Source organism: Parazoarcus communis (assembly GCF_003111645.1).
GTDB classification, from domain to species: domain Bacteria; phylum Pseudomonadota; class Gammaproteobacteria; order Burkholderiales; family Rhodocyclaceae; genus Parazoarcus; species Parazoarcus communis_A.
Genome location: NZ_CP022187.1, coordinates 837959 through 855249 on the forward strand (window position 1 = coordinate 837959; position 17291 = coordinate 855249).

The following is a 17291-nucleotide window of genomic DNA, read 5'->3' on the forward strand; positions in this document are numbered from 1 at the left end:
CGTCAGGCACATGGACCGCTCAATACTCGATCTGCCGTTTTACGGCCCCGAACATCGCCAGCTCTCCGATGCGATCTTCGACTGGGCATCGCATGCGATGCCCGAAATCGACCATCACGACACCGACAACGCCTGCCGCAAACTGGTCGCAGCCCTCGGCAAAGCCGGCTTCCTGCGCTACGCGGTGCCGGCGGCTTACGGCGGCGCCCTCGACGAACTCGATTCACGCTCGCTGTGCATCGCACGCGAAACGCTCGCCTACCACGATGGCCTTGCCGACTTCGCCTTTGCCATGCAGGGGCTGGGTACCGGCGCCATCACCTTGTCGGGCAGCGAAGCGCTCAAGCAACACGTGTTGCCGAAGGTGGCCAGCGGTGAATGGATTTCGGCCTTCGCACTGACCGAGCCGGACGCCGGTTCGGATGTGGGCGCCATGGCCTGCGACGCCCGCCTCGAAGGTGATCACTACGTTCTCAACGGCGAAAAGACCTGGATCTCGAACGGAGGCATCGCCGACGTTTATTGCGTGTTTGCGCGCACCGGAGAAGCACCGGGCACGCGCGGCATTTCGGCCTTTGTCGTCTATCCCGACATGCCTGGCTTCGAAGTGGCCGAGCGGATGGAAGTGATCGCACCGCACCCGCTGGCACGGCTGCGCTTCACCGACGTGAAGGTGCCGGTGGCCAATCGCCTTGGCGCCCCAGGCGAAGGCTTCAAGGTGGCGATGCGTACGCTCGACATCTTCCGCGCTTCGGTCGCGGCTGCAGCCCTCGGCTTTGCCCGCCGCGCCCTCGACGAAGGTCTGCGCCACGCCAAAGCGCGACCGATGTTCGGCCACACCCTGGCCGACTTCCAGCTTACGCAGGCCAGGCTCGGCGAGATGGCGACCGACATCGAAGCAGCCGCGTTGCTGACCGCCCGTGCCGCATGGCGCCGTGACGTGCAGAAGCTGCCAACGACGCGGGAAGCCGCGATGGCAAAGATGACCGCCACCGAAAATGCACAGCGCGTGATCGACGCAGCGGTGCAGATGCATGGCGGGCAGGGCGTACGCGTGGGCGTCAAGGTCGAGTCGCTCTACCGAGAGATTCGCGCGCTGCGCATTTACGAAGGTGCGACCGAAGTGCAGAAGCTGATCGTCGCCCGCGAACTACTCAAATAACCGATTTCCGAATCGCCACCCCAACCCCACGGGAGCCGCAAATAACATGAGCAAGATCCATTTTGACTGGGCCGATCCCTTGCAACTCGACGGGCAACTGTCCGATGTGGAGCGCATGGTGCGTGACACCGCACGCACCTACTGCCAGGAAAAGCTGCTGCCGCGCGTGCAGGAAGCCTTCCGCCATGAGAAGACCGACCGCGAGATCTTCAACGAGATGGGCGAACTCGGCCTGCTCGGGCCAACCATCCCGGAAGAGTACGGTGGCGCCGGCATGAACTACGTGTGCTACGGCCTGATCGCGCGTGAAGTCGAGCGTGTGGATTCCGGCTACCGTTCGATGATGAGCGTGCAGAGCTCGCTGGTGATGGTGCCGATCAACGAATTCGGCAACGAAGCCACCAAGAAGAAGTATCTGCCCAAGCTCGCCACCGGCGAATGGGTGGGCTGCTTCGGCCTGACCGAGCCCAACCACGGCTCCGACCCCGGCAGCATGGTGACCCGTGCGCGCAAGGTCGACGGCGGCTATAGCCTGTCGGGCTCCAAGATGTGGATCACCAACAGCCCGATAGCGGACGTGTTCGTGGTGTGGGCCAAGGACGACGAAGGCCAGATCCGCGGCTTCGTGCTGGAGAAGGGCTGGAAAGGGCTGTCCGCACCCGCGATCCACGGCAAGGTCGGCCTGCGCGCCTCGATCACCGGTGAGATCGTCATGGACGAAGTGTTCTGCCCGGAAGAAAACGCCTTCCCGACGGTGCGCGGTCTCAAAGGCCCCTTCACCTGCCTGAACTCGGCGCGTTACGGCATCGCCTGGGGCGCACTCGGCGCGGCGGAAGCCTGCTACGAAACCGCGCGTCAATACACGATGGACCGCAATCAGTTCGGTCGTCCGCTTGCAGCCAACCAGCTGGTGCAGAAGAAGCTCGCCGACATGCTCACCGAGATCACGCTCGGTCTGCAGAGCTGCCTGCGTGTTGGCCATCTGAAAGACGAAGGCAACGCGGCAGTCGAGATCACGTCGATCATCAAGCGCAACAGCTGCGGCAAGTCGCTGGACATCGCCCGCATGGCGCGCGACATGCTCGGCGGCAACGGCATCTCGGACGAGTTCTGCGTGGCCCGTCACCTGGTGAACCTGGAAGTGGTGAACACCTACGAAGGCACGCACGACGTGCATGCGCTGATCCTCGGCCGCGCCATCACCGGCATCGCTGCGTTCAGCAACTGATCGCCAGGCTGCTGGCCACAACGAACAGGGGGAGACCGACTTGAAAACAAGCGAAAGCCTTGATGTGCAGGATGCGGAAGCGGTCGAGTTCATCGCCCGACGGCAGGTGCGATTCTCGGATTGCGACCCGGCAGGGATCGTGTTCTTTCCCAACTATTTCCGCATGCTCAACGGGGTGGTCGAAGACTGGTGGGCACACCTGGGCAAGCCCTGGACCGAGTTGGTGACTGTGCGCAGAATCGGCACACCCACCTTCCGCCTCGATACCGAGTTCGTGCAGCCGTCCAAGTTTGGCGAGCTCCTGGATTTTCATCTGACGGTCGAGAAACTCGGCAATACCTCACTTGTACTGCATCACGTCGTGATCGGAGCAGACACCGCCCGCATGCGGGCGCGACAGGTACTGGTTGCCACCTCGCTCGACACCCACAAGGCAATTCCCTGGCCGGACGACGTACGTCAGGCCATTCAGAGATTTATGGAGAAACAATCATGAACAAGGTTCTTCAACCGGAAGGCTGGGCAAAGCCCCGCGGCTACTCCAACGGTATCGAAGCCCGTGGTCGTCAGATCTACGTCGGCGGTCAGATCGGCTGGAATGCCGAGTGCAAGTTTGAGAGCGACGATCTGATCCAGCAGATCTACATGGCGCTCAGGAACTCGGTCGACGTCGTGCGTGCCGCAGGCGGTGGCCCCGAGCACATCGTGCGCATGACCTGGTACCTGGTCGACAAGAAGGAATACGTCGCGCGTCTGAAGGAAATCGGCGCCGTCTATCGCGAAGTGATGGGCAAGAACTACCCGGCCATGAGCGCGATTCAGGTCGCTGATCTGGTGGAAGACGAAGCCAAGGTCGAGATCGAAGTCACGGCCGTGATTCCGGACTGAGAACGACATGAGCGAGCTCACATACCCGTCGCCCGAAGGCCTCCTGGTTGCCGGCCCGGAGGCAGGCGTGCTCGAAATCCGGCTCGACCGGCCCGACGCCCGCAATGCCTTGTCCACCCCGCTGCTACGCGGGATCGTTGCTCTGCTGCAACAGGCGGCGGGTGACGATGCGGTGCGCTGCGTCGTCCTGACCGGTGGCGACAAGGTTTTTGCCGCAGGTGCCGACCTTGCCGAGATGGCTTCCAAGGACATGCAGGCCGTCCTGCTCGAAGAGCGGCCGCAGTTGTTCGCGGCGATCGGCCGCTTTCCCAAGCCGGTGGTCGGCGCGGTCTGTGGCTACGCTCTGGGTGGGGGTTGCGAGCTGGTGATGCACGCCGACATCATCATTGCCGGCGAATCCGCACAGTTCGGACAACCCGAGATCAACCTCGGGATCATCCCGGGGGCGGGCGGTACGCAGCGTCTGACCCATGCAGTGGGCAAGTCGCTGGCGATGAAGATGGTGCTCGCAGGTGAGTTCATTTCCGCCCGAGAAGCGCTCGCGGCCGGACTGGTGGCCGAGGTGGCTGCCGACGATGCCTGCCTTGCGCGGGCACATGAGCTGGCACGCAAGATCGCCGGCAAGGCTCCCCTGGCTGTCAGACTGGCCAAGGACGCGGTGCTGCAGTCCTTCGAGACGCCGCTCGCGGCCGGCATGGTGCTGGAACGTCGCAATTTCGTCGTGCTCGCCGGCACCGACGATCGTAACGAGGGCGTACGCGCCTTCCTCGAAAAACGTAAACCGGTGTGGACGGGGCGCTGACGCGTTTCCTGTCATTCCACACGCCTGGAGTCAGCCTTGAATTCGGATCAGCCAATACGCACGCTCGGCATCGTCGGTGCCGGCCTGATGGGGCGGGGGATTGCCCAGATTGCCGCAGTCGGCGGGCTCGAGGTCCGTCTGTTCGACGCACGTCCCGCTGCACCGGCCGAGGCCATTGCCGCCATCCTTCCGATGCTGGAAAGGCTCGTTGCCAAGGGGCGCCTGAGTGACACGGAAGGGGCCGAAGCCGCGGCGCGCCTGAAGCCGGCCGCTGCGCTGTCGGATCTTGCCGGCTGTGACGCGGTGGTCGAAGCGATTGTCGAGGATCTGGAAGCCAAGCGCGGATTGTTGCGCGACCTTGAGGCGGTGGTGGGCGTTGACTGCATTCTTGCCACCAACACCTCCTCGTTGTCGGTGACCTCGATCGCCGCAGCCTGCGCGCATCCGGAGCGGGTGGCCGGGCTGCACTTCTTCAGTCCGGTACCGCTGATGAAGATCGTAGAAGTCATCAACGGCGCGCGCACGCTGCCGGCAGTATGCGACCGCCTCACCGCGCTCGCCGGTCGCATGGGACACAGCCCGGTGCGGGCGCAGGATACGCCCGGCTTCATCGTCAATCATGCCGGTCGGGCCTACCTGACCGAAGGCCTGCGCATTCTGGGTGAAGGGATTGCCGATGTACCCACGCTCGACCGCGTGTTGCGCGAGGCTGCTGGATTCCGCATGGGGCCGTGCGAACTGCTCGACCTCACTGGCCTCGATGTGTCGCATCCGGTGATGGAATCGATTCACAGCCAGTATTACCAGGAGCCGCGCTACCGCCCCTCGCCGATCACGCGGCAGCGGCTTGCGGCAGGCTTGCTCGGGCGCAAGAGCGGGCAGGGCTTCTATGTGTATCGCGATGGCAAGCCCGAGGTGGTGCCTGAATCGCCGGCACCGGCCGCGCGACCTGCACGTGTTTTTGTCGCCATTCAGGACGAGGCGGTGCGCAGCGAATTGTGCGCGCTGGTGACAAGCCTCGGTGGCGAACTCGATGCGGGGGCGAGGCCTGCGGACGACGCGCTGTGCATCGTGGCGCCGTGGGGCGAGGACGCCACCAGCGCCTGCCTCGATGCGGGACTCGATCCGCGGCATACGGTCGCAATCGACGTGCTGCCTGCGCTCGACCGCAGGCGCACGCTGATGACCACGCCGCTCACCGATGCCGCGGTGCGCGATGCCGCTCACGGCCTGTTCGGGGCGGACGGGATGCCGGTATCAGTGATTCACGACAGCCCCGGCTTCATCACGCAACGGGTAATGGCGATGATCGTCAATCTGGGGTGCGACATCGCCCAGCAACGCATCGCCTCACCGCAGGATATCGACACCGCGGTGCGGCTCGGCCTGGGCTACCCGGCCGGTCCGCTGGCGATGGGCGATGCGATTGGCGCAGCGCGCGTGCTTGCGATACTGGATCGCATGCAGGCCTATACCCGCGACCCGCGCTACCGCCCCAGCCCGTGGCTGATCCGGCGCGCGCGCCTCGGCGTTTCGCTGCTGACGCCCGAAGGCTGATCCGCAAGCGCCTGTCCGATTCATTCAATACGAGGTTTTCCATGGTCGAAGCATTCGTCTGCGACGCCGTCCGCACGCCCATCGGGCGTTACGGTGGTGCGCTTTCCACCGTTCGTCCCGACGATCTGGCGGCGGTACCGCTGTCAGCGTTGCTGGCGCGCAATCCCGGACTCGATCCGGCTGCGATCGAGGAGCTCGTGCTCGGCTGCGCCAATCAGGCGGGCGAGGACAACCGCAATGTGGCGCGCATGTCGCTGCTGCTTGCGGGCTACCCGGTGTCGGTGCCGGGCAGCACGATCAACCGGCTGTGTGGTTCGGGCATGGATGCGGTGTCCTTCATCGCGCGTTCGATCCGTGCCGGCGAGATCGACATCGGTGTCGGCGGGGGCGTGGAGTCGATGTCACGCGCGCCCTTCGTGGTGCCCAAGGCCGGCACGGCCTTCAGTCGCAGCAGTTCGATCGAGGACACGACCATTGGCTGGCGCCTCGTCAACAAACTGATGAAGGAGCGCTTCGGTATCGACTCGATGCCACAGACCGCGGACAACGTCGCCGCCCAGTTCGGGATCGGCCGCGCGGATCAGGACGCCTTCGCGCTGCGCAGCCAGCAACGCTGGAAAGCGGCCTTCGATGCCGGGGTGTTCGAGGATGAGATCGTTGCGGTGGATGTACCGCGCAAGAAGGGCGTGGTGGACCGGGTGACGGCGGACGAGCATCCGCGCCCCGACACGACGCTCGAAGCGCTGGCACGACTCAAGGGCATCAACGGCGCCGATCTGTCGGTGACCGCCGGCAACGCCTCTGGCGTAAATGACGGCGCCTGCGCACTGCTGATTGCCTCCGAAGCCGCTGCTGCGCGGAATGGACTGACGCCGCGTGCCCGCATCGTGGCTACTGCAACCGCGGGTGTCGATCCGCGCATCATGGGCATCGGCCCCTTGCCGGCGACCCAGAAGCTGCTGGCAAGAACCGGATTGCGCATCGAGCAGATCGATTTCATTGAGCTCAACGAGGCCTTTGCCAGCCAGGCACTGGCGACGCTGCGCGGGCTCGGGCTGGCCGATGATGCCGCGCATGTGAATCCGAACGGGGGCGCGATTGCGCTCGGTCATCCGCTGGGGATGAGCGGCGCACGCCTGGTGACGACGGCGACCTGGCAACTGCAGCGCAGCGGCGGACGCTACGCGGTGTGCACGATGTGTATCGGCGTGGGCCAGGGCATCGCCCTGTTGCTGGAGCGCGTTTAGCCTGCGGCCGGGCGGGACGGAATTCGCCGCCCGGCGCGCGGGACATCAGTTGCGCAGCAGTTGCAGGTTGAAATGGTGCTTGATGAAGCTCTGGAAACGCGCAACGCCTTCCAGGGCCAGCTTCAGCTCGCCCTTTTCCATCGCGTTGAGGAGCTCGAGCGAGATGTAGTTGGTGGGGGTGGCTTCCGCGCGCAGGGCCTCGACATGGCCGCGCAGACGCAGCTTGACCATGAAGTCAAAGCTGGCACGCAGGTCCGCCGCGTCGCCCGCTTTAAGGACCTTTGCAGCGACCAGCGCCTCCATGCGGTCGTGGGTGCTGCCATCGAGCTTGCGGGCTTCGATCGCGAGTGCTTTGATGCCGTCGGTTATGGCGAAGATGCCTGCCTTCTTGATGTCGACCATGCCGCGATGGGGCCCCGACTTTTCCACCTTGATCCGCCCCAGCCAGTTCAGCGGCGGCAGGAAGTTGGTCATGTTCTGTGCCATCCGCATCAGGAAGCCCTGATCCTCGCTCATGGTGCGGAAGGCCTGGTCGCGCAGGTTCTGGACGAGATCGTCACGCCCATACAGGGTGCGCAGATCCATGAACATGGAGCCGGTCATCACGTGCTCTGGCGTCGGCGTGGTGAGCCAGCGGTTCAGCGTCTGCTTCCAGTCGGCAAGGCTGCGCCGCCATGCCGCGTTCTTTGCCATGATGCCGCCGGGGCAGGGCGGGACGCCAATTGAAATCAGGCAGTCTATCAGTTCGACCGAGAACGCCTCGAGGCGGGCAATCTCGTCGCCGCCAAGCGCATCGTCATAGACAATCGCGTTGTCCTGATCGGTGGACAGGGTCTGTTCGCTGCGGCCCTCGCTGCCCATCACCACGAAGGCAAAGCCATCGGTGAGGTCGGGGTATCTCTCGGCACGCAGCAGTCCGATCAGACGGATCAGGACCTGATCGTTGAGGTTGGCAATCAGTTTCACCAGGTCGCGGATGGCGATGCCGGTGCCGCTCAGATGCAGCACGAGTTGCTGGATGCGGGCATGCAGGTCGCGGAGGTCGTCGATGGACGCAGCCTTCTCGATGTCGAGCACCAGCTGGTGCGGCGAATGCGCCTGCAGGCGCAGGATGTCGGTGTCGGTGATGATGCCGGTAAGCAAGCCCGCGTCATCGACGACGACCAGGCGATGAATCTTTTGCCGCGACATGCGGTAAAGCGCTTCGTACAGCACATCGTCTTCGCCGATCACGGTGAGGGGCGAATGCATGATGTCGGCAACCGTGAGTTCGGTCGGTGTCCTGCCCTGGGCGACGACCTTGTTGCGCAGGTCGCGGTCGGTGAAGATGCCGTGCGGTTTCCCGTCGCTGATCACGACGATGCTGGAAATGTTTTTCGACCGCATGATGCCGACTGCGTCCACCAGGCTGTCGCCCGGCGCACAGGTCACGACATCACGCTGGCAGAAGTCCCTGACCGCACGAAAAAACTGATTGTCTTCAGCCATCTACTGGTGTGCTCCCGGACAGGTTTGCATGAAGGGAACATTATAGCCATGCCGCGGGGAAAGGACGGCGACGGCGTTCGCGCCACACGCACGCTGTCACAGGCAGGATCGAAACTGGCGATCGTAGCTTGCACATGCTTGAATCGAAGGACGGTGTGCTGCGGTCTCACCGGGTTTCGCTGGAGCCAGCACGCATGTCACTGCTTTTCGTTTCCTATCGGCGCAACGATAGCGCCGGTCACGCAGGCCGTCTGACCGATGCGCTTGAGTTGCGCTTCGGCGAGGGCTCGGTGTTTCGCGACGTTGATGACATTGCACCGGGCGAGAACTTCGAACATGTGATCCAGACCCGCATCAGCCAGGTGCGCGGTGTGCTTGTGCTCATCGGCCCACGCTGGCTGGAGCCGACCGAAACCGGACCACGGCTTGGGCACGCCGACGACTTCGTGCGCCGCGAGATCGAGCTTGCACTTGCGTCGGACACGCCAATCGTGCCGGTTCTGGTGGGTGGCGCCACGATGCCCGAGCCCTCGATGTTGCCGCCCTCGATCCGGGAGGTCGCTACGCGCCAGGCGGTCGTACTGCGGGATGCCTCATGGAAGATCGATGTGGCACTGCTCGCGGATGCACTGGCCGGGCCCGGCGTGCTTGGCATTGAGCTGCCACAGCCGGGTTCCCCGGAACAGCGCCGCAGTGCGGGTGAGGCGCCAACCGTTGGCGGCAGGCATGGCCCCGGGCGCGTGTTCGCGCTGCTGTGCGCGACCTTCGCGGTCGCAGTTGTGGCATGGCTGCTGGCAGGTTCCGCGACAAACGAGGATGGCGACGGGGTGGCGGGCGTCTGGAGCGGGACGGTGGATTACCCCTGGGGTGTCACCCGGGAAGAGCGCTTCGAGTTTGTTGTCGAGGGGGGCGAGTTGAGCGGACGAGCCGGTTTTCTGGGTGTGCCCCGGGCGATCGAGGCGGGCAGGCTGACCGATGACGGGCTTCAGTTCGAGCTCAGGACGCGGGCAGACTATGGCGCCGGCGACGAGCGCATCCTGGTTCATCGTTATCGTGGCGTGCGTGCAGGTGACGAAATCCGCTTCCGCCTCGACGCCGGTAGCGGGCTGCAGGCCGCCGATCAGGTGAGCTTCATCGTCCGTCGTCCGTGAGCGAAGCCTGACCTCGACCTGTTCTCTGACACTGCCCGCAATGCAGGCAGCGGTTCCGTCCCATGCAGTCACATGCGTACCGCAGACGACGGCTCATGCCGGCTGATGCGGCAGCTTCCGCGTATCGATCCAGCTCACCTTGCCGGTCCTGCGTTTCATTTCAGCATGCATGTGCGCAGTACCTCCCGGGCCGTCGCCACCTTCGCCGTTCCACAGGCAGATGAAAGACACCTTGTCGATGCCCCAGGACAGCGCGGTAGCGAGCAGCCAGCGGTTGCAGCGTTCGAACGGATTGGCGTCTGCTTCCGGCAGCGGACCGAGCTCGTCGGGAAGCACGCGAGGTGGATCGTCGAGCGCGTGCCGAATGCTGTCATAACGTGTGCGCCATCGCGCACCGTGCCTTGCCGACGCAACCGAGCGGGCCAGGAACTCAGGCTCCGGCAGCGGCAGCATCAGGTGCAGGCGAACCTGGCGTGCCTTGCAGGCTTCCAGAAACAGGATGTCGCCGCCACTGGCCCCCTGGGTCAGTGCGAGATCGCCAGGCCCGGCGCCAAGCGCATCGAGCGTGGCGCCGATTGCTGCGGCCGCCGCAGGCTCCAGGCCGGCAGGGAAGCGCGGTGTTGCTCTGTCGGGCGCATCTGCCATGTGCCCGCTGAACAGGAAGATCTGCCGCGGGACAAAGGGCGGTTCGGTGCGCGCGAGCGCATCGTCGATGATCTCGAACGCCGCAGCGGTTTCGGCCGGCCGGAAGCCCAGGTCGCGCAACAGGCACAGGCTGCGTCGGCTTGAGTCGAGCGCATGCCAGTCGCCGCCGGCAACGGCCGTGGCATGCCGGTACGCCTCGCGAACGTGCGCCAGGTCGCCCCGGAGCAAACAGTATTCCGCATCGCTTGATCTGACCCGGTAGTCATCGGGCATCAAGGCAAGTGCGGCGCCAATCGACCACTGCAGGCCGTCGCTCAGGCGCCTGCTGTCGTCAGCCGCCTTTGCGCAGCCGAGGTGACGCCGAAGCAGCATGAGGGTGAGCGCATTGAGGCCGGCACGGTAGCGCGACGGATCGCGCATGAAGGCCTGACGGTAGTGTTCGATGGCAGCCGACAGCGGTGCGTTCTCGCTCGCTGCCCGGGCACGCATTGCGCCATGCGCAGCATCCGCGAGCGCCCAGCGGCTGATCCAGTCGGCTTTGTCGATGCTGCCGGCGAGTGCGCGTGTTTCGGGTGCCTCGGATGCCTCGGGGGTCTCAGTGACCAAACTGCAGACCGCCTCGCGTGCCTCGATCACGCGACCGAGGCGTGCGAGGCAGCTTGCCCGGCGCCGGCGAGCGAGGATGTGGCCGGGCTCGAGTTCGAGCACGCGGTCGAACTGTTCCAGCGCAAAGTCGCAGTGGCGCAGCCTCATGAGGGCATCGCCGGCTGCGAGCCTGGCGGCGATGTGCAGGGCAGTGCAGGGGGCTTCGTCTGCAAGCACCAGGATGTCGCCGGGGCGCGCGGAATCGAGGCGGTCTGCCCAGGCCGCGTACGGCCCGGTGAGCGCGTTGCGCTGTACCGGCAGCAGTGTGCGCCAGTCGGGTTCGCGCAGATGCGGCAAGGCGTGATGAATCGGGCTCGTCCCGTGCTGGGCGTCCGGTAAGCTGCTGACCGTGTTGCTCAGGCGCTGGCGGTCGTCGATGAGGGAGTCCGGATCGGGTCCGCCCGCCTTAAGGTGATAGCGCAGCCGTTGATTTTCGCCGGGGCTGGGGTCGGTGGCCGTGCCTTGTGTGGCTTGCACGAGAAACACACCGGAGGCGCGCAATGCATGACGTACGCCAAGTGCATGCCAGACGTTCGGGTCGTCCAGCGTGATATCGGCCACGACGACGTCGGCCATCAACAGGTGCTGAAGCATGTCGGCATCAGCCTCCCCGGGCGGGCCTTCCGTTCTGGTGCGAAACACCTTCAGCCCGGCTGCGTGCAGCGCCGGGAGCATGTAGTCATCGAATATCCGCTCGAAGTCGATTGCCAGTCCGTCCTGACCGGGCTTGGAACCGAAGGGCATCGCGACAAAGGCGTGGCGCATCACTGCGGTCCTTTCGGCTCAGGGTCGGCGGTCGCGGCGTCGGACCCGGATGTCTGTCCGGGTGGGGCACAGCGCTTGCCGCTCGCTTCGTCTCCTGCGGCCGTGGAATCGTATTCGAACACGCGAACGGTGTTTCGGCCGGCTTCCTTCGCTCTGTACATCGCGTGATCGGCTTCCCGAATCAGCTGCCCGGCGCTGCGTCCCAGACCGCAGAACGTGGTGAGGCCGATGCTGGGTGTGCTGCAATGGACGTGTTCACCAAGCCGGTATTCCCGATTGAGTGCGGTGAGGATCTTGTTGGCGACCTGACACGCCTTGACGGTGGCCTCGCTGCAGTCCATGCCGAGGTTTTCGATCATGACCACGAACTCGTCGCCGCCAAGGCGGGCAACGGTGTCACTCTCACGCACGGCATCGTACAGGCGGTGCGCGACTTCGCACAGCATCATGTCGCCGACCTCATGTCCATGGTTATCGTTGAGCGGCTTGAAGTTGTCGAGGTCGATGAACAGCACCGCGCCGCAGCATCTGCTGCGCTCACTCGCGAGCAGCGCGTGGCGGAGCCTGTCGTCCAGCAGCCGGCGGTTCGGCAGCCGAGTGAGCGGGTCGTAGAAGGCGAGTTCCCTGATCGCGGTTTCGGCGAGCTTGCGCTCGGTGATATCGATGATCACGCCATCGATCCATTGCGCCTTGCCTGAATCGTCATACGAGGTTCGGCCACGTTCGCTCACCCAGCGCAGACGCCCGTTCTGCTGCCGGATACGATACTCGACCTCGTAGGGCGTGCCGGCGCGCAGCGCAGCGTCGATGCTGCTCTTTACGCCCGCGGTGTCGTCGGGGTGAATGAACCTCGCGTAGGAGACGCGGCCTTCAAGAAAGGCATCTGCGGGTTCGCCGGTGAGCGCCCCGATGCTCGGACTGAGATGATGAAAGCGCCAGGTGGACTTGGGCTCTGAACGGAAAACCGTGCCAGGCACGTTATCGACCAGATTGAGATAGCGGTCGCGACTCTGTGCCAGGGTGAGCGCGGCGGCGTCCATCCGCTTCACATGGCGTGCGTTGGAGAACATCACTGCGAACAGAAGCAGGTTCAGCGCGGTGCCGCCAAAAAGGATGATCCAGGGCTGGACGCTTACGGTGGCGATCTCGTATTCCGGGCGGCTGTGAAAGCGCAAGGTCCACTCGCGACCGCCGATCCGGATCTGCTTGTCGGCGTTGTGCCGCGCCTTGCGCACTTTCTGGCTCGTACTGAACAGCAGGTTGGCGGGCTCTGGCGTACCGTCGAACAGTTCGATCTCGGTGTCTTCGTCACGCTCGCCGAACAGCCCGCGCATGAGGTCGTGGGCGCGAAACGGGCTGTATACGAATCCAAGCAGGGCTGCCCGACGCTGTGCTACCGAGTCCTGCGGCATCTGGTTGTGATACACGGGCAGGTAGATCAGAAAACCGGGCTGTACGTCCTCCTGCGTTTCCTGCACCAGCGTGACCTTGCCCGACAGTGCAGGCCAGCCGGTATCACGGGCACGCTCCATTGCCTCCCGACGAACCGGGTCGGAAAACATGTCGAACCCAAAGGCCCGCCGGTTGCGTTCGTCGAAGGGTTCGAGATAGACGATTGGCGTGAAGGTCTCGCGATCGCCTTTCGGCTCGATGTCGTAATACGGAAAGCCCTGCGCACGCACGGTTTGCAGATGCGAGGCCTTGTCCTCAGCCCGGACAAGCTGGGCGTAACCCGTCCCCTGGATGCCCGGAAGGTTCTCGTTGATCGAAAGGCCTTCGACATATGCGTACCAGTCTCCCCGTGTAACCTCGTCGCTGGCGGCGAAGAGGGCACGTGCGCCCAGCAGAACCTGCTCATAGGCCTGCATGCGCGAAATAAGGGTGACCGTTTCCTTTTCGATACGGAACAGAAAGCGATCCTGGCCGCGCTTGAAAAAGGCGTGCGCGGAGAACTGCCAGGATATGACCGTGAGTATCAGTGAAACACCCAGCACCACCCAGGCGGTCGACGTCTGGTTCAGCACACGGCGGACTTGTCGTGACGTTGAGGTTGAATCAGGCAGCATGCCGACTCGTTCCGTGAGGTTACGGGGGCAGTCTTCCACGTTTCCTGATTATTGGCTATGGGTGGTGTCAGCTACACTGTGCGCTGGTTGAACCGCAACGATGATGATGAACGACGAAGATTTCATGCTGCTTGCGATGGAGCAGGCGAGAGAGGCGGGTGCATGCGGCGAAGTGCCGGTTGGCGCGATCGTGGTGCTGAATGGTGAAGTCGTGGGGCGCGGCTTCAATCAGCCCATTCTCCGTCATGATCCGACCGCGCACGCCGAAGTCATGGCGCTGCGCGATGCGGCAGAACGCCTCGGCAACTACAGGCTGCCGGGCTGCGAGCTGTACGTCACGCTCGAACCGTGTGCGATGTGTTCAGGCGCAATCATGCATTCGCGCATTGCGCGGGTGGTGTTCGGTGCGCGCGACCCCAAGACAGGCGTGGCCGGCAGCGTGATGGACCTGTTCGCCGAAATGCGGCTGAATCACCACGCGAGTGTCACCGGCGGCGTGATGGCTGAAGCCTGTGGCAGCATGCTGTCCTCGTTCTTTGCCGCGCGCCGTGGCAAGACCCTGATTGCCTGAGCGCCTTCATGCACATCCGTATCGATATCGCGACCCAGCGTCTTGATCTGTTCGACGAGGACGGTTGCTGCATCCGGCGTTACCGTGTCTCGACGGCACTCAATGGTGCCGGCGAGCAGATGGACAGTGGCTGCACGCCGCGCGGCCGTCACCGTATCAGGGCCTGTATTGGCCGGTCGGCTGCATGGGGCACGGTTTTTCGCGGGCGCCGGCCGACGGGCGAAGTGTGGTCGCCTGCTTTTGCTGAAGCACATCCGGGGCGGGACTGGATTCTGTCCCGCATCCTGTGGCTGTGCGGCGAAGAGCCGGGTGTCAATCGTGGGGGGCGGGTGGACAGCATGCGTCGCTACATCTACATCCACGGGACCGGCGAGGACCAGCCGATGGGTGAGCCACGCTCACATGGCTGCATCCGCATGCGCAACGACGACATCGTTGAACTGTTCGAACTCGTGAGTGCCGGCACGCGCGTGGAGATTGTTGAATGAAGGATATCGAACTGGTCCTGCTCGACTGGACTGAAGCCGCGCCCCGTGCGATGCCGCTGCGCGAACGCGTGTTCGTGGTCGAGCAGGGCGTGCCGGCAGACCTGGAGCTGGACGAATACGATCCGCTGTCCCGGCACGCGCTGGCGCTGGCGGAGCACGGTCACGTGCTGGCAACCGGCCGCTTGCTTCCGGACGGACACATCGGACGCATGGCGGTCGATGCGGCGTGGCGCGGGCGTGGCGTCGGCGGTCTGGTGCTGGAGGCGCTGGTGGAAGAAGCCTGGCATCGGCGCATGCACGAAGTGGTGCTCAATGCCCAGGTCAGCGCGATTGACTTCTACCTTCGGCACGGCTTCGTGGCCGAAGGCGAGACCTTCATGGATGCGGGGATTGTTCACCGCCGGATGCGTCGATTCCGAAGCGGTGGGTAACGATGCTGCGCTGCTTCCCGCCGGGCAGCCAGGTCCATTCGGTAAGGCAGGCCTCACCCCCGCGGTCGACCGTCAGCAGGGTCGAGCAGCGGGTGCCGTATGTCGGCGAGTCGATGAATGCGGTGGAAAGCCGGCGCTCCCACTCCAGGCTGATGCCGGTATCCGGAAGTTCATGATCGGCAACCGGCGTGGTGTCTCTTAGCAGGGTCAGGAAGGCTTCGCTGTCAGGGAGCGTGTGCAGTGCCGCCGAGAAGGCGTCTCGCGCCCGCTTGAGCTTGGGCCATTCGGTGTCGAGCACATGATTCGACAGCCCGTACACGCCGGGCGCCAGCAAACGCACCGCACCGGTGGTGCTTTCATGGATGCCGAGCCGGGTGCCGTCGCTCACCAGAAGATTGAACCCGGCATAGCCGGCACTGCTGCGTGCGATGTTTTCAAGCGTTTCGCGGCTGCCAGACCCGGACTCGAGCGCGGCACGCACCAGGGCACCCCGTGAGGGCAGGCCGCTGGTACGCTGGCTCGGGTCGCGGAAATTGGTCAGCGCCGAGAATCGTCCCTTGCGGCTGATACCCATCCAGGTGCCGCCGGCTTCGAGATCACGCCCGGCAAGCAGCTGCGGCGCATCGGTCCACCAGTGGGCGGGACTCGCCGGGCGGTTGACGAATTCGTCGCGGTTGGCCGCGACGATCAGAGGGTAATCCGGATGGGCCTGCCATCCGGTGACGATCAGACACACTCGACGAAGCACTCCATGTGCCGTGCCGAGCCCGGCTGAATGATGCCTTCCAGCCCGTGCTGCCCGACGCCCTCGCGCAGCGCCTGCTCGAAGGCGCCCGTGTCTGCCACGCCGTCGTAGACCTCCATCCAGGTCGTGTCCTCATGATCGCGAACAAACAGCCGGCCCACCACCCCGGTCATTTTCCCGAGTGCAAGCTGCATGTTGCGCACCGAGGCGTGAGCGTCATCGACGTCCACGCCATCGCGGATACGGTAATAGATGAAGTAATGCTTCAACGAGCTGTCGTCTGCGGGCATGATCGTGTTACCTGTGAATTGTCAGGGCAGGGCGTAAGGCAGGTCGAGAACGGCGAGTGCCGGGCCGTCGGGTGCGCCGAGGTGAACGTCCCCATCCTCCGCACAGCTGTTCTGCATCACGGCCAGTGCTTCGAAGCTGCCGTCTCCGAGCGCGGCGACATTGACCAGCTTGCCTGCCGACTGGTCGCCGAATGCAGGAGAGTAGAGGTCGGCGCCTGCCGTCGGTGCGCTTTCCGCAGCGATGGATACGCGATACATCCGCTTCTTCAGTTTGCCGAGGTACTTGGTACGGGCGACGATTTCCTGCCCCGGATAGCAGCCCTTCTGGAAACTGATGCCGCCGATGAGGTCGTAATTGAGCATCTGCGCAACGAACTCTTCCTGCGTGGCCGAAGTCACAAGCGGCACCCCGGCGCGCACCATTGCGAGATGCCAGGCGTTGGTGCCCGCCGGAATGGCGCCTGCTGCGCGGATCCTGCGGAACAAGTCGGGTGCGGCGTCGGCATCGACCACTGCGATGGCTGCCTCGGCGCCGATGCGAACGATACGGATGCCGTCAGCCAGAGATTCCTGCATGTCTGCGGCCGGGAAGGGCAGGCCTGCTGCTTCGAGGCAGGCCCCGAGCTTCGCACCGGCAAGTCCGATCAGCGCCCGGGTCGCACTTGCGTCGGCGAGCTTGACCTTGCTGCGCAGGATGTACATCGACAGCTTCTTGTGCATCGCCGGCAGGATGTCGGCCGACATCAGCAGGCTGTGGCCGTCCTCTTCGCGCCACAGCAGGAAGCTCGCAAGCATGCGTCCCTTCGGGCTGTTGAAGCTGTTCCACTGTGCGCTGCCTGCAGGCAGCTTGTTCACATCGTTGGAAAACAGGTTGTGGAGGTAAGCGGCCGAGTCCGGGCCCGTGCTCTGTACCAGTCCGAGGTGAAGCAGCGGCACTGCAAGCGTTCCTGTCGCAAGCGCGGCGGCCTCGGCCGTTGCGTCGCCGAACGATACGAAGTTGTCGTCGAGGGTCGCTCCCTCGCCGGAAAGAAAGTCTGTCCAGGTTGTCATGGTCTTGTCGGTCAGTATCAGGGTGTTTGGGGGCAGGCCGTCGGCCGTGGCGATGAAGTATTATAGGGCCCC

The 17291-nt window shown here is 64.4% G+C and carries 17 protein-coding genes; 11 read left to right on the top strand and 6 right to left on the bottom strand.

The window, feature by feature from the left end:
- Positions 1-10: 10 nt before the first annotated feature.
- The 7 genes from CEW83_RS03865 to pcaF are packed head-to-tail and all read left to right on the top strand — an operon-like array spanning position 11 to position 6884.
- A complete protein-coding gene (locus CEW83_RS03865; RefSeq protein WP_108948162.1) occupies positions 11-1162 on the top strand; it encodes an acyl-CoA dehydrogenase family protein in 1152 nt (383 codons plus the stop codon).
- A 46-nt stretch (positions 1163-1208) separates the two neighbouring features.
- Entirely contained in the window at positions 1209-2390 is a 1182-nt protein-coding gene (locus CEW83_RS03870; RefSeq protein WP_108948163.1) for an acyl-CoA dehydrogenase, read from the top strand.
- Between the two features lie 40 nt (positions 2391-2430).
- Positions 2431-2886 carry an acyl-CoA thioesterase gene (locus CEW83_RS03875; RefSeq protein ID WP_108948164.1) on the top strand — a complete coding sequence of 152 codons (456 nt, stop codon included), beginning with the start codon at positions 2431-2433 and terminating at the stop codon, positions 2884-2886.
- Positions 2883-3278, top strand: coding sequence for a RidA family protein (locus CEW83_RS03880; RefSeq protein WP_108948165.1), 396 nt, complete (start codon positions 2883-2885; stop codon positions 3276-3278). The genes CEW83_RS03875 and CEW83_RS03880 overlap by 4 nt, the downstream gene beginning before the upstream one ends.
- A 7-nt stretch (positions 3279-3285) precedes the next feature.
- Positions 3286-4080 carry an enoyl-CoA hydratase-related protein gene (locus CEW83_RS03885; RefSeq protein ID WP_108948166.1) on the top strand — a complete coding sequence of 265 codons (795 nt, stop codon included), beginning with the start codon at positions 3286-3288 and terminating at the stop codon, positions 4078-4080.
- A 36-nt stretch (positions 4081-4116) separates the two neighbouring features.
- A complete protein-coding gene (locus CEW83_RS03890) occupies positions 4117-5637 on the top strand; it encodes a 3-hydroxyacyl-CoA dehydrogenase (RefSeq protein WP_234418983.1) in 1521 nt (506 codons plus the stop codon).
- 41 nt (positions 5638-5678) lie between these two features.
- Positions 5679-6884 (top strand): 3-oxoadipyl-CoA thiolase, encoded by a 1206-nt coding sequence (pcaF, locus tag CEW83_RS03895; protein WP_108948167.1) that lies wholly within the window; start codon positions 5679-5681, stop codon positions 6882-6884.
- Between the two features lie 45 nt (positions 6885-6929).
- Here the strand turns inward: pcaF and CEW83_RS03900 are convergent, their stop codons facing one another.
- The gene (locus tag CEW83_RS03900) at positions 6930-8372 is read right to left on the bottom strand and encodes a putative nucleotidyltransferase substrate binding domain-containing protein (RefSeq protein ID WP_108948168.1); all 1443 of its coding nucleotides are present in this window, start codon (positions 8370-8372) and stop codon (positions 6930-6932) included.
- A 194-nt stretch (positions 8373-8566) separates the two neighbouring features.
- On the opposite strand from CEW83_RS03900, the gene CEW83_RS03905 reads away from it, so the two are divergent.
- Complete coding sequence (locus CEW83_RS03905) at positions 8567-9523, top strand: toll/interleukin-1 receptor domain-containing protein (protein ID WP_159099381.1); 957 nt, start codon at positions 8567-8569, stop codon at positions 9521-9523.
- A gap of 93 nt (positions 9524-9616) precedes the next feature.
- Here the strand turns inward: CEW83_RS03905 and CEW83_RS03910 are convergent, their stop codons facing one another.
- Both CEW83_RS03910 and CEW83_RS03915 read right to left on the bottom strand, forming a co-directional pair.
- Complete coding sequence (locus CEW83_RS03910) at positions 9617-11578, bottom strand: tetratricopeptide repeat-containing protein (protein ID WP_234418984.1); 1962 nt, start codon at positions 11576-11578, stop codon at positions 9617-9619.
- Positions 11578-13644: a GGDEF domain-containing protein gene (locus tag CEW83_RS03915; RefSeq protein ID WP_108948171.1), complete on the bottom strand. Its 2067-nt coding sequence runs from the start codon at positions 13642-13644 to the stop codon at positions 11578-11580. Before CEW83_RS03915 ends, CEW83_RS03910 begins: the two co-directional genes overlap by 1 nt.
- Positions 13645-13750: 106 nt before the next feature.
- On the opposite strand from CEW83_RS03915, the gene tadA reads away from it, so the two are divergent.
- The 3 genes from tadA to CEW83_RS03930 are packed head-to-tail and all read left to right on the top strand — an operon-like array spanning position 13751 to position 15134.
- Complete coding sequence (gene tadA / locus CEW83_RS03920; RefSeq protein WP_199915201.1) at positions 13751-14215, top strand: tRNA adenosine(34) deaminase TadA; 465 nt, start codon at positions 13751-13753, stop codon at positions 14213-14215.
- Positions 14216-14223: 8 nt separating this feature from the next.
- Positions 14224-14703, top strand: coding sequence for a L,D-transpeptidase (locus CEW83_RS03925; protein WP_108948173.1), 480 nt, complete (start codon positions 14224-14226; stop codon positions 14701-14703).
- Positions 14700-15134, top strand: coding sequence for a GNAT family N-acetyltransferase (locus CEW83_RS03930; protein ID WP_108948174.1), 435 nt, complete (start codon positions 14700-14702; stop codon positions 15132-15134). Before CEW83_RS03925 ends, CEW83_RS03930 begins: the two co-directional genes overlap by 4 nt.
- Here the strand turns inward: CEW83_RS03930 and CEW83_RS03935 are convergent.
- The 3 genes from CEW83_RS03935 to CEW83_RS03945 are packed head-to-tail and all read right to left on the bottom strand — an operon-like array spanning position 15079 to position 17219.
- Positions 15079-15870, bottom strand: coding sequence for an NRDE family protein (locus tag CEW83_RS03935; protein WP_108948175.1), 792 nt, complete (start codon positions 15868-15870; stop codon positions 15079-15081). The genes CEW83_RS03930 and CEW83_RS03935 overlap by 56 nt on opposite strands.
- Positions 15861-16169 carry a DUF4936 family protein gene (locus CEW83_RS03940; RefSeq protein WP_108948176.1) on the bottom strand — a complete coding sequence of 103 codons (309 nt, stop codon included), beginning with the start codon at positions 16167-16169 and terminating at the stop codon, positions 15861-15863. The genes CEW83_RS03935 and CEW83_RS03940 overlap by 10 nt, the downstream gene beginning before the upstream one ends.
- 21 nt (positions 16170-16190) lie before the next feature.
- On the bottom strand, positions 16191-17219 hold the full coding sequence (locus tag CEW83_RS03945; protein ID WP_108948177.1) for a YgfZ/GcvT domain-containing protein: 1029 nt from the start codon (positions 17217-17219) through the stop codon (positions 16191-16193).
- Positions 17220-17291 lie beyond the last annotated feature (72 nt).